Origin of the sequence: Marinilabilia rubra (assembly GCF_003121985.1) — a bacterium.
Classification (GTDB): Bacteria; Bacteroidota; Bacteroidia; order Bacteroidales; family Marinilabiliaceae; genus Marinilabilia; species Marinilabilia rubra.
In genome coordinates this window covers 35,922-58,126 of the sequence record NZ_QEWP01000018.1, presented here as the reverse complement: position 1 = coordinate 58,126, position 22,205 = coordinate 35,922, and the positions used below count along the sequence as shown (strand labels likewise).

Below are 22,205 nucleotides of genomic sequence, written 5' to 3'. Positions count from 1 at the left end.
TTAGGTGTTTTTAATGATTTTATTGGTTTGTGATATAGATTTGCTTTGCTAAAAATGGACTAATTTTTTTAGCCAATTCTGAACAATGATGTATCTCTTTCTTAGAGTTCTAAATATCCAGTAATCTCTATCGGTCTATCGTTGCTAATTCATCAACCAATCTTGAAACGGGCAAACCCATAACATTGAAATAACTTCCTTCAATGCGGTTGATGCCGGTTATGCCTATCCATTCCTGAATGCCGTATGAGCCGGCTTTATCAAATGGTTCGAAGTGGTCAACGTAATATTCGATTTGTTCGCGGCTGAGAGGCTTAAAGTGAACAGTGGTGATATCTGTAAATGCTTTTTCTTCAGCAGAAGTCCGGGCAATGACTCCGGTTATAACGCGGTGCGATCGTCCGGAAAGGTTCTCCAGCATTTCAATGGCATCATCCCGGTCTTCAGGCTTTCCGATTACCTGATTATCAAGGGCGACAATGGTATCAGCAGTAATGACCAATTGACTCTTTTGCTCCCAGAGATCTTGCCATGCATTAGATTTCAATCTTGCCAGGTACAATGGCACATCATCCACATGTATTTTTTCCGGTATTATTTCGGGTACATCTTTGCCTGTGCCTATGTTAAAATGAATGCCGGCTTTTTTTAATAAATCATGGCGACGGGGTGAGCCCGATGCCAATGTGATTGTGTATTTATCAAGATTTTTAAGGAACATTAAAATTACACCTTTTGCGGATTTAAAAACGGGCTTTGTATTTCAAACTGCTTTACACAAAAAAAGTTCGGGCAACAAGAATGAATAAAATGCCCATCAACATAATGATTTTACTGAGATTACTGGCGAGATGGAATTGTCTTCTGGTCCGGGCTTTAAATATTTTATAGGCCAATAATATGTAGGGTATGGTTAAGAAAACAAAGAAGTAGCCCCAGGTTAAATAACTGTCATAAAGGCGGGGTACCATAAAAAGAATGATCCACAAAGCTGTTACAGAGGCAATGGTCAGAATAATCACAACTGTTCTCGAATAATCAATGCCCATTTCAACAGGCAATGTATGGCATCCCGCTTCTTTATCTCCTTCAATATCCTCCATGTCTTTAATGAGTTCACGCATTATGGTGCTAATGAAGGCAAAAAAGGCAAATCCTGTGGTCCAGAACCAGGCGGTGGAACAAGCTTCGGAATGTAAAATAGCTTCTCCATGAACCCGGGCCAGTGTGGCAAATTCAATGGATACTACCACAAAAGGAACAAGGGCGGTAAGAAGAGCTATTGTAAGGTTGCCTACCAAAACCTGCTTTTTCAGGGTAGTTGAATAATACCAGAGTAATCCGGGAATGACAATAAACATCAGGGCATAGTTTTCCTTACGTGTTATGTAGGCCAGAAACAGTCCGATAAATACTCCGGTAATGGTAAGGATTACGTGCAATAATAATGCTGTCCTTCTGGGGATTTGCCGGCCTACAACAACATTGTATGGCCGGTTGATGCGATCGATACTGACGTCAAAATAATTGTTGATAACATAACCAGATGCAGCCAGTAAAACGGTAGCCAATACCAGCAGTCCGAATTTGATATGACTTAGTTCGGGAGAAACACCATAATAATGCAACACAGGAATTAATAATCCATAACGCAGTAAGCATTGCATCAACACAATAATGATCAGGTTTTTGTAACGAACCAGGTTCAATAATGCCATCATGTTTCTTTTACTTTTGGTTTTCATGTTGTGAGTGAAGAGCTTCTTGTTCACGGTATTATTTCGATACGTGAGTGCAGAGCCAGCGTCTACACTTTTTTATTCTGACTTCCAACCTCTAACTTCCAGTCTCTAATTTCTAACCTCTGACTTCCAGCCTCCAATAGCTACCAGGTAAAATCAGTTCCCCATTTGCCCTGGGCACGCAGCACCTGCTCCATAACGTCTCTTACGCAGCCTTCACCACCCTTAGCATGACTGATGTATTTACAAAGCGATTTAATCTCTTCAACAGCATCTGCCGGACAAACAGGAACGCCAACCTTTTTCATTACCGGATAGTCGGGCAGGTCATCGCCCATGTACAGGACATTTTCCGGACTTAAGTTATGCCTGGAAGTCCATTCTTCGAAATCAACCATTTTATTGGATGAAGCCATATAAACATCCGGCACTCCTAAATTTGAATATCTGGTCTTTACCGAACCGGTATTGCCACCGGTAATAATGGCCACAGGGTAACCAAGCTTAACAGCCAGTTGAATGGCATAACCGTCCTTAATATTGGCTGTCCTCATGGGTTCTCCCGAAGGGTGAAGCGGAATAACCTGCCACGATAATACGCCATCAACATCAAAAGCAAAAGCTTTTACCTTCATCAGGTCTTCTTTGAAATTGGTCATATTTTTGATTTGTTTTTCTGTTTTTTGAATTCGTATTTTGTAGAATACTTCGTTAAACTTTTACAATAGAATCGTAATCAATTGATCATAGGAATAATCTTTCGTGTTAATATGCATTAGCTCAATATTATAAGAATAGTCTCATATCTCATGTTTAACGATCTATTGATTGTAAATAGTTGGGTCTGTTCGGCGAAAATAACACTTTATTCCCGTTTGTGGTATTGCAAAATGTCATGGCTGAGCAAACGGTAAATGTCCTGTAGAGATGGATTGTCCCTCAATCTCTCGATATGTTTGTCTATTACCGCCTTGTCGTTGCGAATTGCCGGGCCCGTTTGGGCATTTTGTGGAAGCATGTAAAGGACTTTTTGAGTAGTTTCTTTTATTAAAGGTGTTAAGTATTTAAATGAGAGTCCGCCTTCCTCAAGCAAATCTGCAGAAAGGGTGTACAGATGGTTGACGAAGTTACACGACAGCACCGCCGCAATATGCAACGTTGCTCTTAAAGATGAATCGGCTTCGCTGACACGTTCCGAAAGTATCCCGGCCAGCTTCAATAATTTGCGGGTAGTTTCCGGGTCACTGCCCTCAATCAGGAATGGCACCTCATTGTAATCTACAGCACGGTCTTTGCTTAATGTCTGAAAAGGATAGAAAACGCCTCTTTTTTCAAAACGAGACAATATATCAATTGGAATACTTCCGGCAGTGTGAGCTACAATGCCATTGAAATCAGGTAGTTGGTCTAGTATTTCGGGGATGGCATCATCGGTTACCGAAATGATCCACAAATCAGCTGTGGTATCTGCCTTTTTGAGGTCAGATATGGCAACGACATTCTTTTTGCTGCCCAGTTCCCTTGCATGGTCGGGGTTTCTGCTGTAAATTTGTTTGAGTTCAATGCCTGATTCTATCAGGGCTTTTGCAAAATGAGTGCCTACATTCCCGGTTCCGAAAAGCACTACTGAAGAGATATTGGTTTGCGTCATTTCAAAACAGCATTTGATTAGAACACTAATTTAGAATAAAAAACCGGAATGCGATAAAGAAACAGTGGCTTAGGGGGCGGTAAAACAAAAAAACGGGTTGGCTTTAAAAATACAGCCCTACCCGTTTAAATATTATTAAAACATTTATTTTTCTCAGATACTAAACCTGAAACCCAAATAAAACCGCCTTCCCATAATAGGGCCCCAAACCATGGAAGAATCGAAATAGTCACTGAAAGGTGATTCTGCATCAATAATCGGATTTTTCTGTACAAAGTCAGTGAGATTTTCAATACCTCCGTAAAAACTCCAGTTTTTAAGGTTGTGGGTGAGCTGACTGTTGAGAATGGTATAACTGTCAAACTCAATGTTTCTTTGCAGTTCTATGGGATTTTCTGCTGTTGAAGGCAAGCGACCAGAGCCGTTAAACTGGCTTGTGAAATCAATTTGCCATTTACCTCTGGATGAGGCGTAGGAAATGTTGGCCAATCCCTTATTCCGGCTCTGAAGCGCTTTTTTCCGCAGGTCATTATTAGTGGTTATACGGGTGTCATTTAAACGGTAGGCCAGTAAAACATCCAACCCTTTTAGTATTTCTGATGATAGACTGGCCTGGAATGTGTTGGCATATGACCTGCCCTTTAAATTGTAAAAATGCAACTCCCGGGCCGACTTATCAAAATCAATGACTAACCGGTTTTGGAAATCGGTCCGGTAGAACTCCACATTAAAAGCCACTTCTTTATCCCCGGGATAGAAATATTTGGCCACATTGACTCCGTAATTCCAGCCTTTTTCCTGTTCAATGGTTTCATCCACAACAAAACTTCTTGAAGAGGCAAGCAACGAATTGTTTTCAGCCAATACTTTTGGTGTTCTGTAACCGGCACCGGCAGAGCCTCTAACAGTTGTCGATTCGTCAATCTCAAATTTTAGGTGTAACCGTGGAGTGAAAAAGAAATCAAAAAGGTTACTATGATCTGCTCTCATCCCTGCAATAAGGGTAAATGTTTCCGGTATGTTCCAGGTATATTGGAAAAACAGGCCTTTGACATGTTCTTCCATTCCCGGGTTTTTAACAATAATATTGTTGCCGGAGTAGTTTTCAGTGAGCATGTCCATTTTATAGGTCAGCCCGGTTGTGTAACTATGCCTGGTGTTTTGCATGAGTTGGGACTGGAACATCAAAGTCGATCGAAAATGGGTCTGCTTTGCATTGTAAACTCTGTTTCCAAACAGAGATTCTTGTTCGTGGTAAGAAATGTTATTGACCATTGATAAGTTTGTGGATTCATCATCTGCAAAATATCGGGCTGCTTTTAAAAAGCTTTCCACGCGCTTGGTGTCGATTATAATTCCATAAGCAGCTTGAGAGGAGTGGGGCAGATTCCGGTCAAATCGTTTCTGACCACCGGTTCGTTCTTCCTGAACCACTTTTAATCCAAGTTGGAGGTTGAGGGCTACAGGATTTTGGTATTCCCATCGATTCATGAGACTGTATTTTTGCGTCATGGGGTCATCCAGAAAGCCATCGTTATTCTCATCATTTTCAACGGCAATGGCAGATGCATGGGCCAGGATGGCGGTTTTCCAATGGTTTCCAAGGTGAATACGGGTATTGGCATTGGTCTCATAACGCCCTTTGGAGTTGGCAAAACCGTTTAAAAACAGTTTGTCTTCATGCGTTGGCTTTTTGTATTCCACATTAATTTGACCGGTCAATCCTTCATAACCATTGACTACAGTTGCAGCTCCTTTAGATATTTTAATAGATTCCATCCAGGTTCCCGGAACATACTCAAACCCGAAGGTGGCTCCAAGGCCACGAAAGTTGGGCATTGTTTCGGTCAGCATTTGCAGGTATTTTCCTGAAAGTCCCAAGAGCTTTATTTGTTTGGCTCCGGTGGCTGCATCGGAATAAGAAACATCTACCGAAGCATTGGTTTCAAAGCTTTCAGAAAGACTGCAACAGGCTGCCCGGCATAGTTCCTCTTCTGTGATTTTAACGGTGGTAACGGGCTCTGTTCTTGATATGTGGGCCCCTGATGCACGTCCTGTAATAGTGACTTCATCCAGTTCCTGGTTTTTGTCAAGAGTGATCTTTAAATTGTTTTGATTATCAAGTACATGAATGGTGTCAGATTGAAGACCTGTAAAGCTAACAATAAGAGTGTGAGTCTCGTTTGTTTTTGGTAATGAGAAATGGCCATTTTTATCTGTGACTGTACCTGTTGAGGTTCCTTCCCAATGGATGTTTGCACCGGGAAGTACTTTTGTGTTTTGTTCGTAAACGGTTCCTTCAATGGATTGAGTAGAACCTGAAAGTATGTTGATTGATAAGAAAACAATCAATAAAAATCTTAGCATCATAATACGGATATAATGTGGTCTGTGAATTTTTCTGAATTGCGTTAAACTTCTCAATTCAATAAACAGGCAGATAACTCTTAATTGATAAGATTTAATCTGAGTTTAGGATGGACAGAGGTTTTGAGAAGTTCAGGTAAAAATCTCCTTATTATACGAAGAGTTGGTGTTGAAAGAAAGCGATCATAAAAGGAAAGTGCCAAAAACGCTTTGCTTTAATGCGCCCTGACTGGAAGAGAAGCTTGAGTGCAATTGGGTTCCTGAACTTGAAAAATGGTTGTAGGTATCTTCTATATGAAGGTAAGAAAATACATAAAAGTTGAATAATAAGTCAATTTCAATAAGAAAAGGAAGTAACTCTTCGGTTTGAACATGAGTTAGAACCGGTTTTACATTGGCCAGTTCAGACTGACATGGTTTTTTTTCAGAAGGAGAGGCGAAAATCTCTGATTTTAAAGAACACTCAGTAGTGAAACAACCGCAAAAATGGATCTCATTAATGTTGTATGACAGGTGAAGCGTCTCCTTTTTGGGGCTGCTATTACAGGTATTGCAATAATGAATGATGGTACCCTGGCCTAAAAGTCCGGGAAATACAGATAACAGAATTATCCATGTGGCAATGATATGTTTTTGACTCATCATTACCGCAAATATAGAATGATCCGGTGATTAATACAATAAAAAGGATAAAAAAGTCCTAAAACAAAAAAGGCTGCCTTCTCGGGCAGCCTTCCATATTTAAAGGTTCAACATAGTTTCATCTAGTACAGGTCATCGTCGTCATCACTGTAAATGTCGTCGAATCCTCTGAACTCATTCTCATCCAGGACAAATTCATCCATTTCATCAAGATCGTCATAAATTGACAACCTTTTTTTTGGACGTTTGTCTTGTTTTAATTTAGCTCCCGATTTTTTTGGTTTCTCGAAAGCATCGAAATCAGCTTTTGACTTTTGCAGCTTCTTGGATTTCATGATTCAATTCAGCATTAAAATAATTAATAAGTGAAAAAATTCAATCATTAGTGACCTCATTTATTGGTCGCTGTGAGAACGTTAAAATCGGAGTTTAGATGATTTTTTGTACCCGATTTCATCAACCAAAATAGTGATTTTTGGTTTGCGAAAACAGTTGCACCAAAAAAAACAGGCAAAAATTCAAGTTTTTTGGTTGTTTTTTAATATCCCGATTATCAGTGCTTAGTGTTGCTGGTTGTCTCTTTTTTGCAAATGAAACAGGCAGAAAATTGTGAAATTTGCTATTTAAAGATGACAATCTTTAACCCTCAATTTGTCTCACAACCAGTTGACCTGACCCAAAAGCTGTAACTTCTATTTTTTCATCCTTTTCAATAAATCCTTCTGAAGCCCGGGCGTCATAAACTTTACCATCAATTTCAACCCGGCCGGAGGGGCGCAACACAGTAAATGCACTTCCAGTCTTTCCGATTAATTGCCTGAGGCCCTGATCTACGCTGACGTAGCCTTGATCAAGTGGCTGAGACGTTTGAAGTGCCAGCTTGGAAAAAGGCCCCTTGGTGGTGGTTAATATTTTTTGACTAAGCCAGATACTAACGATGAATCCCCCGAATATGCCCGAGAATACTGTTAACATGGCCGTGAGGAATGCAGACATGTCAACAGGTGAGAAATCGAATGCTGTATTCTCCAATAAGCTTAATGTGAGGCCGGTAAGTGCAAGTATGATTCCTGATATTCCTGCAATTCCGAAGCCGGGAATGGCAAAGATTTCAACACCGATTAAAACAACCCCTATAATGAAAATTAAGATTTCCCAGTTGGCCGCCAAACCATCAATGTAAAGTGGGGCAAAGTAAAGAATGGCTGCAGCCACTGAAACAGCCAGAGGAAAACCAATTCCCGGTGATTGAAGCTCAAAATACAGGCCTCCTATAATGAGTAAAACCAGAAGTCCCTGCAATACCGGACTGGTTACGAATCCTTTAATGCTGTCGTAAAACGTGGGTTCAAAGGTGGCCATCTCATAAGGTTTTAGTTTGAGTTTGCCAACCACTTCGTCTACGGTTTCAGCAGTGCCTTCACAAAATCCATTTTCAATGGCTTCCAGGGCCGTAAATGTGAGCACTTTTCCTGAGTCTATCACACCCGGTATTCTGATTCGGTCATCGACCATGGCTTCTGCGATTCTGGGATCACGCACCCATTTTATAATGGTATCGGTAGGGGTGATGATGGTGTCTTTTCCATGCGATTCAGCTGTAGCCCGAATGGTTGAACGCATGTATGACTGATACTTATCGGGCATTTGCTCGCCACCCTGGTTTACAACTGTAGCAGCCCCGATGTTGGCTCCGGGACGCATGTAAATGCTGTCACAGGCAATTGAAATTAGAGCTCCGGCGCTGGCGGCATTGTTGTCGATAAAAACATGGACAGGGATGTTGCTGTTGAGAATCTTAGTGCGAATGGAGTCGGCAAAAATAACCTGCCCGCCATAGGTGTTGAGATGCACCAGGATGGCATCTGCATTCATGGCCTCGGCTTCAGCAAAAGCTTTTTGGGTATGAATCCAACTGGTGCTGTTGATTTCACTAAATATGCGAAGACGGTAGATTTGGTTCGTTGTCTCTTTCTCATCTTGAGCTTTGGCTGCAGAAAAGAGCAAGCAGGCCAGAATGATTAGAATAGATATTTTTTGCATAGTGTTTGATTGGTGTGCTAAGTGCCGGGTTTAAAAAAAAAAGTTTAATAAGGAAAAGTGTTTTAACCTGGTTTATTGACCTCGTCGATCTTCGATTCATGAGTTTTTGTTATGAAATGTTCAATTGCCAATAAATACTGGCAACCACAAAGAAAATTGATGAAGGAAATAGTGAACAATTTTCAAGTCAGTTTTATTGAGGACACCGGTATTTGGCAGGTAATTGAACATTGTAATAGATAATTTATGAATAATCCAGGTTATACTGAATGCTTAACGCTCTTGTAAAATTAGCAAAACAAATTTAGAATTTCACCTCCGCCAAAAACGTGGATAGATCTTTTTCATTTTTCTTTGCCATTTTTCGCGGGCAACTTCCTGCATGTCCGGGTATGTGTCAGTTTCATCAATGATTTCGCGTCCGATGAGTGTTTCAATAATGTCTTCTAAAGTAACCAGTCCTTCCAGTGATCCATATTCGTTGACAACCAGAGAGATGTGTTCGTTTTCAGAAATCATCTCCTCAAAAAGCTGTCGCAGGTTCATTGCTTCAGGAACCATCTTTATTTTCCTTTCTATTAAATACAAGGGGTCGTCAGCCTGCTCTCTTGCTACTTTTTCCAGAACATCAGATTTTAAAACATAGGCCTCCGTGTCGTCAATGTTTCTTTTGAAGACAGGAATGCGGCTGTACTCCAAATATTCATGATGCTCAATGAATTCATTTGCAGTCATGTCCCTGGGGCTTGCCACCATCACCGTTCGGGGGGTCATGATCTCTTTTACCCTTTTTACGTTGAGCTGCATCGCGTTTAGAATAATTTTTCCTTCATCCTGATACAAAATGCCTTCTTTAGCGCCAATGGATGACATGGCCTCAATTTCTTCGCGACTGATGGAGCCGTCATCTTTGTTTTTTGGCATTAACCGGGTAATGAGCTCAGAAAACAGAACCAACGGGTAAGCAATGAACATCATGGTACGGATGACATAACCGGAGGGGATGGCTAATCTTTTCCAAAAAGTGGCACCAATGGTTTTGGGAATGATTTCGGATAGCACCAGGATTAATAGTGTGAGAATGGCTGAAATGAGGCCAAACCAGACTTCACCGAATATAGAGGTTGCCTGCGCGCCAACTCCGGCTGCCCCTATGGTGTGTGCAATGGTGTTTACAGAAAGTATGGCAGAAATGGGGCGGTCAATGTTCTCCTTTAGGCTTGAAAAAAGTTGAGCCCCGGCCACGTTTTGCATTTTCTTGATTTCAATATAAGAGGCAGTGGTTGACAGAAGTACAGCTTCCAGTATTGAACAAAGAAAAGAAACGCCCAGAGCCAGTAATAAATAAAGTATCAGCAAGGTCATGTTTCGGTTGGTTTATCAAACGTTTTGGTTTAAAAACAAAGATAATTAAATCGGGATAAATTTAGTTGATAGTTGTAGGCATTAGTGGAATAGGACAGAGGCCTGGATTCTGAGTTCCCTTAAGGTTGATTGCCTTCTTCCAAAAGTGGCAAAGCCCATCGGCAATATGGGGGCTTTTAGTTCGCGCCGCTAACGGGAATTTGCAATTCTGCAAAAAATCAATGTGTTGGTCGATGGTTTTATAGAATAAAATGAGATGCCTGCCATTAGGTGGATTATAAATCCACGGTTAAAAGAAGCAGATTTCAAATCTGCATCAGCTGTGTGAAATTCGCACCAGCTTTTGCGAAGGCTCCCCGAAACAAAAGATTGAAAAAAGGGAGCATCGGAAAAATCCGACACTCCCTGTTATTATTGAGGATTTCGAGTATTTAAATTACGCGTTTATCGATGTATCTGGAGTTTAATAATCGTAAAGCACCCATGTAGTCGGTTTTAAACTCCAGAAGATCACCTACCTTGAGGTTGTGTTTGTTCTCGTTGAGATCTACCACTATCATGTCTGAGCTGGCTCCAGCCAGTTCACAAAGGTCGTTGGCAGGTTCCAAACGTTTCTCTTCGATGTCCAATAACCCCAAGTCTATCAGGGCTCTACATGTGGTTTCATGTGACTTATCCTGATCAAATTCAAATGCTTCACCTTCCACATTGTGCCCCATTTCTCCCTGAGGAATGGTCGGTTTCTCGAAAAGTTCAATGATTTCAGCATAAATTTTAATTACATCATTGTGCATGAAATCAAATTCAGACCCATCGTAAACATTGGTGCCCAGAAAAAGGGTTTCTCCTACACGGAAATGATTGATACCTTCGGGTAGAAGTCCTTGATGAATGAGGGGGATGGTTACCGAACTTCCTCCTGAAACGAAGGGGATTTTTTTGTTGAATTTGTTTTCAATCAGTTGCTTGTAAAGACTTAGCTGGATCAGTTTATCCTGATTAGGCAGAACACCGTACAAACAACTCAGGTTCGTGCCAATGCCAAAGATTTCGATGTTTGGCATCTCGAAAACGCGGGAATAAAAGTCAACAACCTCTTCTCTCAACACCCCTTCCCGGAGTTCGCCCATTTCCACCATGATGAGGATCTTATGGACTTTGCCTTGACGTTGTGCTTCTTCAGAAAGCAGTTTTACAGTTTCAAAAGTGGTGTTGACACTAACGTCAGCATATCTTACGATACTTGGGATAGACCTTTTCGGCGGAGGTTTAATATAAATGGTTTCAATATCAGGATTCACCGATTTGATGGCTTTAAGGTTTGAAACACGCGAGTCGCAAACTTGCTTGATCCCCAAATCAAATATCTCTTTCAGATAAGCTTTGTTTCCACAAAGCATTTTTGTCACAATGGACCACTCGATTTCATGGTCATTGAACAGGTTATTTAGATAATTATAGTTGTCTTTGAGCTTTTTTCTGTCTAAAGTTATAAATGCCATAATTTGTTATTGTGGTTTGTAACGCATCTCCAGGTACTTATTGGTGAAGCCAAACTTTTCGTAAAGCAGTTTAGCCGGATTGTCAGGCTCTACGTGTAAAGCCACATCGCCTGCTGCCTCGGATAGAGATTTTTCCATCAACTCTTTTCCCAGGCCTTTGCCACGGTAATCACTATGAATGGCTATGTATACCAGTATGTTGCCCGGAATGTAGCCGTCCATGCCTGTTTTGTTGATAACGACTGCTCCCACTGTCTGGTTATCGTCCTTAAGCTGGAGAACAAATCCGCCAAAGGAATCAGATATTTTTAAAGAGTAATCGATGGCTTTGGAAATATCCTCGCGGGGATCTCCGAACTGGTCGAGGTGGGTATAAAGAAAATCAATGATCTCGTTTTTTTCTTTTTCGGAAGGTAATTTTTCCGGATTGAAAATGTTTGTTTGATACATAATTATTGTAACTATTTTTTTACGGTTTTTACAATGAACTAACCCGTGATGACTTAAAATGTTCAGAAAAATCCTGGCATTAAGTTCGTCCGCGATTTTAGACTTTTACTCAATAAGTCCCGATTTCAATCTCAGGTCGAATACATCTGTACGGCGGTCTCTCAGGTTTCTGACACTTCCGTAAGCATGGAGTTCAGATAAAAGATCCAGGTCCACGTCGGCCACCAGTATCATTTCCGTGTTGGGGGTAGCCTCGGTTTTTATGCCATTGGTGGGGAATGCGAAATCGCAGGGGGTAAATACCGCACTTTGGGCATACTGGATATTCATGTTGGAGACTTTGGGGAGGTTCCCAACTGAGCCTGCCATGGCAACAAAGCACTCGTTTTCAATGGCGCGCGATCTGGCACAATATCGAACCCGGCTATATCCGTTTTGGGTGTCGGTAAGAAAAGGAACAAAAAGAATCTTCATGTCCTGTTCAGCCAGGAGTCTGGAAAGTTCAGGAAATTCCACATCGTAACAAATCAGAACGCCCACTTTCCCACAATCGGTCTCGATAACTTTGAGTTTGTCGCTTCCTGATAGTCCCCATGATTTTACTTCATCCGGAGTTACGTGAATTTTCTCGTATGTTTCGTATGTGCCATTTCTGCGGCAAACATGACCCACATTGTATAATTTGTCATCACGGATAAGAGGCATACTGCCTGTGATGATGTTTACATTATAGCTGATGGCTAACTGAACAAACCGTTCGCGACATTCCTCAGTATATTGTGCAAGTTGACGAATTGCTTCCGGTTCAGACATTTGGTTGTAGCGTGCCATCATCGGAGCATTAAAAAACTCCGGAAATAGAATAAAGTCACTTTGATAGGCGGAAACTGCATCTACAAAGAATTCCACCTGTTCAAAAACATCATCTACAGTGGGGTAGTGACGCATTTGCCATTGCACCAATCCCAGCCTTACAATGGATTTGGTTTGAGATATTTGCTTTCCTCGCTTGGAGAAATAAATATTATCCCAACCCATAAGTACAGCAAATTCCTGAGATTCATAATCGTCAGGAAGGTAGCCTCTGAGTACCTTTTTGACGTGAAAGTCATTGGCCAGCTGAAACGTAAGGGTGGGATCGTAAAGTTCTTTAAACTTGACTTTCTGAATGTATTCTTTTGGGTTCAGCTCGTCAGAAACTTTATGGTAATGCGGAATCCGACCACCAAATACAATTCCTTTCAGATTCAGGTGCTCACACAACTCTTTTCGGGCGTCGTACAATCGTCTTCCAAGCCGAAGGCCACGATATTCGGGGCGAATGAAAACATCAATCCCGTATAAAATATCTCCCCTTGGATTGTGGGTGCTGAAGGTCATGTTTCCCGTGATCTCATTGTAGGTGTGTTCATCTCCAAAACGTTCATAATTGACAATTAGCGAGAGAGCACACCCCACAACTTTGTCGTTAACCAAAACTGCAAGTTGTCCTTCAGGAAAAATATCAAGCAGGGTACGAATGTTTTGCTCGTCCCAGGCCGGGCCTTCCCAATTTCGGTAAGCCTCTTCTTCAGTGGTACGTAACTCCTGGTAATCGTCTATGTTTAATCTTCGTAGCTCTACTTTTTCAATGTCTTCACTCATAGGGATATATTGTTTTGTAATCTGTTTGATTGGGGGAAAGGGGGATGATATAAAAGTTGTTACCTGATGCTTTAAAACAATGCCTGAATATATTTGAATGTTTAAAAATACATAATTTACTAAGAAAACTAATTCATTCTGTTATATATGTCGGTTTTGATGGAAGGCATCATGCAAAAAGAATGCCTGTAGCAAAAAAAATATGGCAAAAAAGAAACTCCCGATGTAAAAAGACACCGGGAGTTTAGTTATGAAAAAAATCTACGGAAAAACGTTTAATCAATCTTCATGATTTTCCCTTCAAGGATTCTATTGCCGGCTTTTATCCTATAGAAAAACATGCGATCAGCGGATTTGTTGAGTGAGCTTGAAATTTTGTAGTCTATATTCTTTTCTGCTGCCTGGTTGAAGACCTGGTCGACTTTATTTCCTGCTGAATCATATAATTCAATGGTCACACTCATGCTTTTGCTTACTGCAAAATCAAAGGTGACAAATGAAGTAGCAGGGTTGGGGTAAACCATCAGGTCAATGTTGCCTGTTTCAGTTGCCGTTTTGAGATCCGAAACTTTGGGTGTTTCAATTTTAATGATATCGAGACACCGGCCTGCCTTAAAGCCAAAGCGGAAGTCTGTGACTGCTGATTCAGTTCCACAAAGGTCAAAGGTAACGACAAGAGAATCCCTTGACTCTTCTAAACCTGAAATTTCGTCGATCTTAATTCCGAACATCTCTGATTGCGGATCTGTGAAATTAATCTCCATAGGATAGCCCAACGAGTTTTCAACATTTGCAGCTACGCCTTCTTCTAATTCTATTACCAAGTGCGAAAGGTCGTAGAAGCAGGTCCCGTCAGACTTGATCGTGAATTCATAATGATAGCAATCGGCTCCGGTGGAAGTAATCGTTTCAGATGTAATTTCGTAACAGCCTGCGCTGCAGTCTTTGTATGTTGGATCGTCATTACTTCCTCCTCCATTATTGCCACCATTGCTATCTCCATCGTCAATGGAATCAGTTGGCGTTGAATTGTCAATACAATTAAGGTCAATGGTGTCTGAAGCGAAACATCCATCAGTGCTTTCAGCTGACAGAATGGCCGTGGCTGAGCCGGTCCCGGCATTGTAGGTAGCTGTTTGACTACCGTTGGAAGTTAACACCCAATTGCTGTCGGAGCTTATCAATTCCCATCCAATGGTTGTGGCATTGGTCGTGATGCCTTCCAGAATATTGTCAGAGCTGGAACAATCAGGCATCATGTCAGGACTAATGATTTCAGCAGTTGGTTTCTCAATGTTGCTTACCGTGAAGCTTTTTGATGTTTCACATCCATCGGCATCAGTTACCTGCACTGTATAAGTTCCTGCAGTCAGTGAATCGGTTGATAGTTCTCCTGATTCACCATTCCAATGTACAGAGAAAGGACTTTCACCATTAATGGAAAGTGATGCTGATCCTAATGGATTATTACAACTGGCATCAGTCAGGTTGATTTGCACTTCGGGACCTCCTGTTTTAGGGGTAATTTCAGTATTTTGAGTAGAAGTACAGCCGGTTGCATCAATTACGGTGACCTCCAGATTAGCCGCGTCATCCAGGTAGAACGTAGAGGAGGAATTTTCCCCGTTTACAATCCATTCATGAGGGGCAGCGCCTCCATTGGCTGATAAGTCTACCCTTATAGAATCGTCAGGTGAACAACCGGTCCAAGAGGACGATACTGAGATCTTGGGTGCTTCGCTTTGATTGATGTTAACTGCCTGGTATATCTCACAGCCGTTGACATCGATAATTCTTACTGTATAATATCCGGCTTCAAGGTCTTCAACTGTTAGGGTGCTGTCGCCTGTGCTCCACTCTATGGAATAAGGTTCCGTTCCGTTTCGTAATGTAATGGAAGCACTGCCGCCTTTACCGGAACAACCGGCATCAGTAGTTGCAATGGAGGCATAGAACAACTCTTTGGAGAGATTGATGTTTTTGGTTTTGGTGCATCCCAGAGAATCGGTCACAATGACGGTGTAGAGACCGGCATTAAGGCCGCTGAGGTTTTGGGTGGTATCTCCGGAAGACCATTTAAAGCTGTAAGGTTCAGTTCCTCCTGTTGCCTCAATTTCGATGGTTCCGGTGCTGTCCTCATAACATTTAAGCTTGTTATGTGTCTCAGAGATAGAAATGGGGCTCTCTTCGGAAACATAAAAGGTGGCTTCTCTGGTACATCCTGCTGAATCAGAAATGACCACTGTGTACATTCCTGTTCCCAGGTTTTCCAGGTCCTCTTCGGTAGAACCATTATCCCATTGAAAGTTGTACTCTCCTGAACCGCCTGAAACGGTTAGGTCGATAGCTCCAGTGTTTTGGCCACAAGCAGCGGGAGTGATGGCAGCCCTTGGCGTGATGGACGCAGGTGCTGTGATTTCAGTAGATAGTACAATGGAGCTGTCTGCCGCATCGGTAACAGTAAGTGAGTATAGGCCTGCTTCAAGATTAGAAAGGTTTTGGGTGTTTGCTCCGTTTGACCATTCAAAAGAATAAGGGGACACGCCTCCTGAAACAGTGGTTTGAATAGCTCCGCTTTGAGAATTAGTGCATGTGATATGCGTTGGTTCAAGTGATGCCTCAAGGGGAACATAGCGCACCGGAGGTTCAATTTCTTCAAAAAATACGCAGGTGGCAGCTTTGTATGCTACTTCAAATGACTGAGAGGTGAGTTCATTCAGGCATTCTTCGTTATCAGCACAAACTGTATAGGTGAGCGTGAATGATTCCTGTCCGTTTTCGCCAAACTCCTGAATGTCGTCCACTTTAAGGCCGGTAAGTCCGGTGGTGGGGTCGGTTACGGGGTACTCCATTTTCCAGTTTCGGGAATTGGAGGCATCGCTGATGTTTCCGCAGAGAACTGTTACTGTGAAATGCGACAAAGCATGCTTGCATGAATCACCAGCCTCAACCAGAATTTCATAAGTTATACATTCCCCTTCTGTTTCAACCGTCTCAACCGATGTGGAGAAACAATTGACACAATCTTTGTCTTTGGCTGCATCTGCCTGGATGTTGCCTGAAAAGATGAAGATCCAGAAGAATAATAGTGCCGGTGTAAAAATGCGATGCCCGGCCTTGTGTCTCAAGTGCTTGTAAAGTGGCCCCATGTCTTTTTACGTTTATGTGTTCTGATTTGTACTAAAAATCAAGAAAAAGGTTTCGTTAGTCAGGAAAAATCCTTTGTTCGTGGAAGAATTTGCAACTTTTACCTGCATTTTGTTGTAATGTTAATGGATTCTTAAAATACCATTTCCGGCAGAGACGATTTAAATCAGTTTGTAGTAAACTGATTTTTTTTATTTTCGGGGCTTTGATTTTATTGCGTTTATAAATGGTGTAAGCGTCAGGGTTGAATGATGTGAAGAGTCTTTTTATTTAAGACAACCGAAATTCTGTGTGTGATAAAAACAATGTTTTTAGGAGAGTTCATAATCCTGATATTTATGATTTGTCTTAAAATTTATCAATCTATCTTTTGAAAATCTAATGATCTAATAATATGAGTGAAAAAGTAAAGAAGAAGAGTTTCTTCGACAGATTCTTAAATATTCTGGAGAAGGGGGGGAATGCATTACCGCATCCGGCAACATTATTTGGAATTTTTGCGTTGGCAGCTCTGCTGCTTTCGGCTTTAGGGGCTTGGTTGGGATGGACCGTTGAACATCCCGGAACCGGAGAAATGATATCGGTAGTCAACCTTTTTAGCAAAGAAGGAATAGCCATGATTCTGGATCGTATGGTAGAGAACTATACCGGATTTGCACCTCTGGGCATTGTAATGGTAGCTATGTTGGGAATTGGGATTGCCGAATCGAGCGGATTGATTGCTGCTGTTATTCGCTTGTTGGTATTATCTTCGCCCAAAAGGCTTTTGACCTTTGTACTCGTTTTCTCCGGAATTCTTTCCAATTTTGCCAGCGACATTGGTTATGTGCTTTTGATTCCGTTGGGCGGAATCATTTTTCAATCCGTGGGGCGACATCCCATTGTGGGAATGGCGGCTGCATTTGCCGGCGTTTCGGGAGGGTTTAGTGCCAACCTGATTTTGGGAACTGTAGATCCGTTATTGGCCGGACTATCCCAGGAGGCTGCACGCATCATAGATCCTTCTTATGAAGTGAACCCGACAGCCAATTATTATTTCATGATTGTATCCACATTTTTGATTGCTGCCATAGGTACATGGGTGACCGAAAAGATTGTTTCTCCCCGTTTCGGTACCTATGAAGGGGAGGTCCATCATGATAAAATTGAGCGATTATCTTCTAAAGAAAAGAAGGGGCTGAAGTGGAGTCTGGTAGTGCTTGTTTTTTGGTTGGCTGTGATATTGGTCGGACTTATCCCCGAAGACGGCATTCTCAGAGGTGAAGATGGGAATATTTTGTCTTCTCCTGTGATTAGGGGAGTGATTGCCTTTTTGTTTCTTATTGCCGGAACCATGGGTGTTGTTTACGGTGCCATAATGGGTAAATATAAGAACGATTCGGATGTGGCCAAGAGCATGGCTCAGAGTATGCAGACGCTCACGACCTATTTTGTGTTGGTATTCTTTGCTGCTCAGTTTGTGGCCTATTTTAAATGGAGTAATCTGGGAGTAATTCTGGCTGTAAATGGAGCCGAGGCTTTAATGGCCGCCGATCTGGGCGTTATTCCATTGATGCTGCTGTTTGTAATACTTTCTGCATCGATAAATATGTTGATGGGAAGTGCTTCCGCCAAGTGGGCCATTATGGCGCCCATCTTTGTGCCTATGTTTATGATTCTGGGGTATTCCCCCGAGTTGTCCCAAGCTGTTTACCGCATCGGAGACTCAGTAACCAACCTGATTTCGCCCATGATGAGTTTCTTTGCACTGATCATCGCTTATTTTAATAAATACGATAATAAAGCAGGATTGGGTACCGTAATGGCAACAATGATTCCCTACTCCATTGCCTTCCTGATAGGGTGGAGCATCCTTTTAATCATATGGCTTGTGTTTGGCTTACCTTTAGGTCCGGGAGCTGGAATTCATCTTTAGCCTGCTTTATTCATGAATTATCGTTATGAGATGTTCAAATATCAAGAAATACAATCAACCGCAGATAAAGTGGATGTAGGAAATAATGAAACGAGCAAGTTTGCGAGTTCAATACGACCATAAAAATAATAATAACCGTATTAATTATTTTCAAATCCATTTTATTGAGGACGGTTGTATTTTGCCGATAGTTGGACATCGGAATAGATTATTTGTGAATAATGTAGGTTAGTATTATATTTCAATAGATCGTTAGATTTTTAGACATAAGATATAAGATGAATCGTATAATATTGAAAATCTGCACCTTAGTACAAACAATTGTTTAAATATAAATAACTGACTACAAGTGCCTTATAAAAGTTTAACGGAGTATTGATATTTCATCGAAAGGAAAATTATTATGAATGGTTGCGCCCTGCAGCCATTCATTTTTTTTGTCGGGCGATTCCAGAAGATTCAGAAGTATATGTTCGATGCGATGTTCTTTGATATCCAGACCTTCCTCTCTAAGTGATGCGGCAAAACCTTCATTGAGTTGCCTTCCGGCTTTCAGCGTGAAGTCGAAAAGTTGCGGAATGGCTTGGGGATCACCAGGACTATGGTATTTGGCCTGACAACTTTTTTCGCTTGACGAAAGATAAATCCGACATCCCATGGGACGAACCGGATAAATCATGCAGCTTCCTTTTCTTAGAAGAGGGCAGGGGAGATTGGTATTCAATACTTCTTTGGGAGTTAACCCTGAGAGTTTTTCCTCTTTTTCACGGGCTTTTTCTTTTATTTCAGCAACCGTATCCGGAGAAAATCTTCTTTCCAGATAATCTGCCAAAACCACCATCTCATGCGTGGAGGCAAAAACCGCCTGGTTGCAGCACCACTGACACCCCATGTGACAATCGACCGGCACCTTCTCGCTTTCACATCGTTGAATAAAAGCATCAATCAGCAGGTCAGAATTATGATGAAGCTGGCGCAGGGCAATTTTCAGCTTTGAAATATCCTGCTTTACCGGATGGGCCTTGGCGAGATTATTACCATCGGCAAAGAAGATCTGTTCGAAGCCCTCGGGGCGTGTGTTATTTTCCATTTTTTTTGTTTTGAAACACATAAGGCACATAAGAAGCCAAAGGAGTTTTAGTTTAGGTCTCTGAACAAATCATTGACAAAGGTTTTCTGTCCGTACTTGAAAATATTGGTTGAATTGAAATAATTCAATAAACCTTCCGGAGCATTTAAAAGCTTCATGTAAGTCAAAATTTGTGCTTCATGCATCGGTAATACAGCTTCAACAGCTTTGAGTTCCTCAGGTAAGATGTTTTCAATAATTAGGTCACATCTTAACGGTGTCTCAATAAGTTTCCCTTTGAATTTTACCGGAACCTGTAGCTCAGATTGAAAATTGATTCTTCGCTGAGTTCATTCTTCTATCATGCACTTATGGTAAACACTTTTAAGTAATCCGAGCCTAATTGCTTTAAGCTTCTAGATTACAGATTCGTTAAATTGATAAACTAAATCGGAAAGGAAAGCTTTTGAGTTTTTCATAAACTGGCAAAGGTTTTTGATTAACTCTGTAAAGATATATAATTGATTCTTAATTTTTTCTATTTTGTGGCCAAAGAGGCTTTTTAATAAGCCGTAGAAAAGTGGTTCTGGAATATCTTCAAGAGTTAACCTATTCTTAAAGCAGAGGTAGCATTTAGTACAATTCTGAACATTTATTTTAAATGTTGTTGAATATTATATTGAAAGAAGATGGACGCCAAACCAACCGAAAAGTTGTTCCTTTTCCTGCTTGTATTAGCAGGTGTTACCGCTTATATTGCCGGGCTGTTTCCGGAGGTTAGTATTGATGCCGGCAAATACGCCGCTGTTAGCCGGCATATTTATGAAAGTGGTGATTGGCTGCATTTAAAAATCCATGGAGATCCTTACATGCAGAAACCGCATTTGCTGTTTTGGTTGTCTGCAGCGTCATTTCATCTTTTTGGCATGTCTATGTTTGCCTTTAAGTTTCCAACCCTCCTTTTTTCGGTATTGGGTGTCTATAGTACTTACCGGTTGGCAAAAAACTATTACTCTCCCAAAGTGGCATTTCTGGCAATGATTATTTACGCCACTTCCCAAATGCTGTTTTTGTACTCCAATGACTTGCATACAGATGCGTTACTGACTGCCAATGTCATGTTCAGCATCTGGCAGTTTAGTGCTTTTCTTAAATCCGGAAAGTTGCTGAGTTTTATCCTGGCATTTACCGGTGCAGGATTGGCCATGATTACCAAAGGCCCAATTGGCCTGGCTATCCCGGTATTTGCTGTGGGCAGTCATTTGGTGGCCACCCGTAACTGGCGTCAGTTATTCTCCCCCGTTTGGCTGGCAGGCCTTCCCATTCTTGGGGTGATTCTGTTTCCCGTGCTGAAAGGTAATATTGATGTTTTTGGCCGGGAGGGCATAGAATTCTTTTTCTGGACCAATAATGCTGGTCGTATCACTGGAGATTATGTCGGAAGTAATTCCGATTATTTTTTTTATCTGCATACCATGTTGTACATTTTTTTGCCTTGGTCGTTGTTCGCACTGGGGGCAATTTGGTGGCAAACGCGTTACTTAAAATTCAGAAAGTATCCTTTTAAGGAGCGGCCCGAATATTTTACTTATGGCGCATTACTCATTTATTCGCTCATATTATCGTTTGCCAGACAAAAGGCGCCTCATTATTTTTTCCCGATGATTCCTTTGCTGTCGATCATTGTAGCTGATTTCGTGATTACAGTATCCACTGATCCTGCATTGGATAAATGGAAAAGAAGCTTTCTGTCCATGCGCACTTTAACAGTAGCACTCATGTGGATGTTTTTATTTTTGATTGTTGTCTTTATTTTTCCGTCTAATAACCTGCTTTTATGGGGGATAATTGCCCTTTGTTTTGGTCTTTTCATTTTTTCCTTTAGAATGTTTCGTGGATTACCTGTAATGAATTTAGTGATTCCAATGGTGGTTGCTGCCATTTCATTGAATATGATCATTAACCTTCATTTCTTTCCTGAAATCTATAAATATCAAGGAGTTATTCAGGCCAGTTACCGGTACAATGAAATGGCGAAGGACAATGACAGGGTTTATAGTTTTCTCACCACTCAGTTTGAGAATTATTACTATCCCAAAACGGTAGCAAAGAAATTACGTAATCAGGTAGAAGCTGATAGCGTTTTCAATCAACTGGGTGGATGGTTGATTACCACACGTGAAGGTCGGGATTTTGTAAAGGAGCGCTACCGTAAAAATCTGGTATATGAGGAATTGTTTTCGCATAAAAAAATTTCAAAAATGAACTGGAAATTCCTTAATCCCAATACGCGCCATATGGCTTTAAAAGAGATTTATCTGATGAAGATAAATTCCAATTCTGAAATCAGTCAAAGAGTTGCAGATTAGTAGTGGGATCACAAAATATTATTTAGCGAACGTACTAACAGTTGTTCAGCTTTAGAGGGCTTTCCGGTTATTATACTGCAAAGCAATACTCCGTTAAACTTTTATAAGGCACTTGTAGTCAGTTATTTATATTTAAACGATTATTTATGCTAAGATGCAGATTTTCAATATCATACGATTCATCTTATATCTTATTTCTAAAAATCTAACGATCTATTGTGCAAAGGTGAATTGAGATTATTGCATAAATCAAAATGGTTGCATATATTTGCTTATAAAGTAATCTAACTAAAGATTAA

The 22,205-nt window shown here is 41.1% G+C and carries 17 protein-coding genes; 2 read left to right on the top strand and 15 right to left on the bottom strand.

Translation table 11 applies throughout. The features are described 5' to 3' along the window. Positions 1-127: 127 nt before the first annotated feature. The 13 genes from DDZ16_RS16965 to DDZ16_RS16900 form a co-directional block, all read right to left on the bottom strand. Positions 128-721, bottom strand: coding sequence for a Maf family protein (locus DDZ16_RS16965; protein WP_109265682.1), 594 nt, complete (start codon positions 719-721; stop codon positions 128-130). A gap of 52 nt (positions 722-773) precedes the next feature. Next, a complete protein-coding gene (locus DDZ16_RS16960) occupies positions 774-1,721 on the bottom strand; it encodes a geranylgeranylglycerol-phosphate geranylgeranyltransferase (RefSeq protein ID WP_232526799.1) in 948 nt (315 codons plus the stop codon). 164 nt (positions 1,722-1,885) lie between these two features. Next, a complete protein-coding gene (locus DDZ16_RS16955; protein ID WP_109265681.1) occupies positions 1,886-2,401 on the bottom strand; it encodes a KdsC family phosphatase in 516 nt (171 codons plus the stop codon). Between the two features lie 206 nt (positions 2,402-2,607). Then, complete coding sequence (locus tag DDZ16_RS16950; RefSeq protein WP_109265680.1) at positions 2,608-3,393, bottom strand: Rossmann-like and DUF2520 domain-containing protein; 786 nt, start codon at positions 3,391-3,393, stop codon at positions 2,608-2,610. Between the two features lie 153 nt (positions 3,394-3,546). Continuing rightward, positions 3,547-5,763, bottom strand: coding sequence for a TonB-dependent receptor (locus DDZ16_RS16945; RefSeq protein ID WP_109265679.1), 2,217 nt, complete (start codon positions 5,761-5,763; stop codon positions 3,547-3,549). 180 nt (positions 5,764-5,943) lie between these two features. After that, a complete protein-coding gene (locus tag DDZ16_RS16940) occupies positions 5,944-6,405 on the bottom strand; it encodes a hypothetical protein (RefSeq protein ID WP_146192251.1) in 462 nt (153 codons plus the stop codon). A gap of 119 nt (positions 6,406-6,524) precedes the next feature. Beyond that, positions 6,525-6,737: a hypothetical protein gene (locus tag DDZ16_RS16935; RefSeq protein WP_109265677.1), complete on the bottom strand. Its 213-nt coding sequence runs from the start codon at positions 6,735-6,737 to the stop codon at positions 6,525-6,527. A gap of 304 nt (positions 6,738-7,041) precedes the next feature. Further along, entirely contained in the window at positions 7,042-8,445 is a 1,404-nt protein-coding gene (locus DDZ16_RS16930; RefSeq protein ID WP_109265676.1) for an NfeD family protein, read from the bottom strand. A gap of 312 nt (positions 8,446-8,757) precedes the next feature. After that, complete coding sequence (locus DDZ16_RS16925; RefSeq protein ID WP_109265675.1) at positions 8,758-9,810, bottom strand: CNNM domain-containing protein; 1,053 nt, start codon at positions 9,808-9,810, stop codon at positions 8,758-8,760. 431 nt (positions 9,811-10,241) lie between these two features. After that, entirely contained in the window at positions 10,242-11,312 is a 1,071-nt protein-coding gene (locus tag DDZ16_RS16915; protein ID WP_109265673.1) for an alanine racemase, read from the bottom strand. 6 nt (positions 11,313-11,318) lie between these two features. Continuing rightward, the gene (locus DDZ16_RS16910; RefSeq protein WP_109265672.1) at positions 11,319-11,762 is read right to left on the bottom strand and encodes a GNAT family N-acetyltransferase; all 444 of its coding nucleotides are present in this window, start codon (positions 11,760-11,762) and stop codon (positions 11,319-11,321) included. A gap of 105 nt (positions 11,763-11,867) precedes the next feature. After that, positions 11,868-13,406: a bifunctional GNAT family N-acetyltransferase/carbon-nitrogen hydrolase family protein gene (locus DDZ16_RS16905; RefSeq protein WP_109265671.1), complete on the bottom strand. Its 1,539-nt coding sequence runs from the start codon at positions 13,404-13,406 to the stop codon at positions 11,868-11,870. A gap of 275 nt (positions 13,407-13,681) precedes the next feature. Further along, on the bottom strand, positions 13,682-16,555 hold the full coding sequence (locus DDZ16_RS16900; RefSeq protein ID WP_109265670.1) for a T9SS type A sorting domain-containing protein: 2,874 nt from the start codon (positions 16,553-16,555) through the stop codon (positions 13,682-13,684). Positions 16,556-16,947: 392 nt separating this feature from the next. Here DDZ16_RS16900 and DDZ16_RS16895 point away from each other — a divergent pair, with 392 nt between their 5' ends. Continuing rightward, positions 16,948-18,468 (top strand): AbgT family transporter, encoded by a 1,521-nt coding sequence (locus DDZ16_RS16895; protein WP_109265669.1) that lies wholly within the window; start codon positions 16,948-16,950, stop codon positions 18,466-18,468. 364 nt (positions 18,469-18,832) lie between these two features. Here the strand turns inward: DDZ16_RS16895 and DDZ16_RS16890 are convergent, their stop codons facing one another. Then, complete coding sequence (locus DDZ16_RS16890; RefSeq protein WP_109265668.1) at positions 18,833-19,558, bottom strand: YkgJ family cysteine cluster protein; 726 nt, start codon at positions 19,556-19,558, stop codon at positions 18,833-18,835. Between the two features lie 47 nt (positions 19,559-19,605). Continuing rightward, entirely contained in the window at positions 19,606-19,875 is a 270-nt protein-coding gene (locus DDZ16_RS21065; RefSeq protein WP_198416759.1) for a GxxExxY protein, read from the bottom strand. A 351-nt stretch (positions 19,876-20,226) separates the two neighbouring features. Between DDZ16_RS21065 and DDZ16_RS16880 the strand changes: the two genes are divergently transcribed. Then, complete coding sequence (locus DDZ16_RS16880; protein WP_109265667.1) at positions 20,227-21,906, top strand: ArnT family glycosyltransferase; 1,680 nt, start codon at positions 20,227-20,229, stop codon at positions 21,904-21,906. The last annotated feature ends 299 nt before the right edge of the window (positions 21,907-22,205 follow it).

Coding starts and splice junctions, on each gene's coding strand:
- DDZ16_RS16945 (WP_109265679.1), bottom strand. CDS start 5,763: ATGATGCTAAGATTTTTATTGATTGTTTTCTTATCAATCAACATACTT.
- DDZ16_RS16940 (WP_146192251.1), bottom strand. CDS start 6,405: ATGATGAGTCAAAAACATATCATTGCCACATGGATAATTCTGTTATCT.
- DDZ16_RS16900 (WP_109265670.1), bottom strand. CDS start 16,555: ATGGGGCCACTTTACAAGCACTTGAGACACAAGGCCGGGCATCGCATT.
- DDZ16_RS16905 (WP_109265671.1), bottom strand. CDS start 13,406: ATGAGTGAAGACATTGAAAAAGTAGAGCTACGAAGATTAAACATAGAC.
- DDZ16_RS16910 (WP_109265672.1), bottom strand. CDS start 11,762: ATGTATCAAACAAACATTTTCAATCCGGAAAAATTACCTTCCGAAAAA.
- DDZ16_RS16950 (WP_109265680.1), bottom strand. CDS start 3,393: ATGACGCAAACCAATATCTCTTCAGTAGTGCTTTTCGGAACCGGGAAT.
- DDZ16_RS16925 (WP_109265675.1), bottom strand. CDS start 9,810: ATGACCTTGCTGATACTTTATTTATTACTGGCTCTGGGCGTTTCTTTT.
- DDZ16_RS16935 (WP_109265677.1), bottom strand. CDS start 6,737: ATGAAATCCAAGAAGCTGCAAAAGTCAAAAGCTGATTTCGATGCTTTC.
- DDZ16_RS16960 (WP_232526799.1), bottom strand. CDS start 1,721: ATGATGGCATTATTGAACCTGGTTCGTTACAAAAACCTGATCATTATT.
- DDZ16_RS16930 (WP_109265676.1), bottom strand. CDS start 8,445: ATGCAAAAAATATCTATTCTAATCATTCTGGCCTGCTTGCTCTTTTCT.
- DDZ16_RS16955 (WP_109265681.1), bottom strand. CDS start 2,401: ATGACCAATTTCAAAGAAGACCTGATGAAGGTAAAAGCTTTTGCTTTT.
- DDZ16_RS16880 (WP_109265667.1), top strand. CDS start 20,227: ATGGACGCCAAACCAACCGAAAAGTTGTTCCTTTTCCTGCTTGTATTA.
- DDZ16_RS16890 (WP_109265668.1), bottom strand. CDS start 19,558: ATGGAAAATAACACACGCCCCGAGGGCTTCGAACAGATCTTCTTTGCC.
- DDZ16_RS16895 (WP_109265669.1), top strand. CDS start 16,948: ATGAGTGAAAAAGTAAAGAAGAAGAGTTTCTTCGACAGATTCTTAAAT.
- DDZ16_RS16915 (WP_109265673.1), bottom strand. CDS start 11,312: ATGGCATTTATAACTTTAGACAGAAAAAAGCTCAAAGACAACTATAAT.
- DDZ16_RS16965 (WP_109265682.1), bottom strand. CDS start 721: ATGTTCCTTAAAAATCTTGATAAATACACAATCACATTGGCATCGGGC.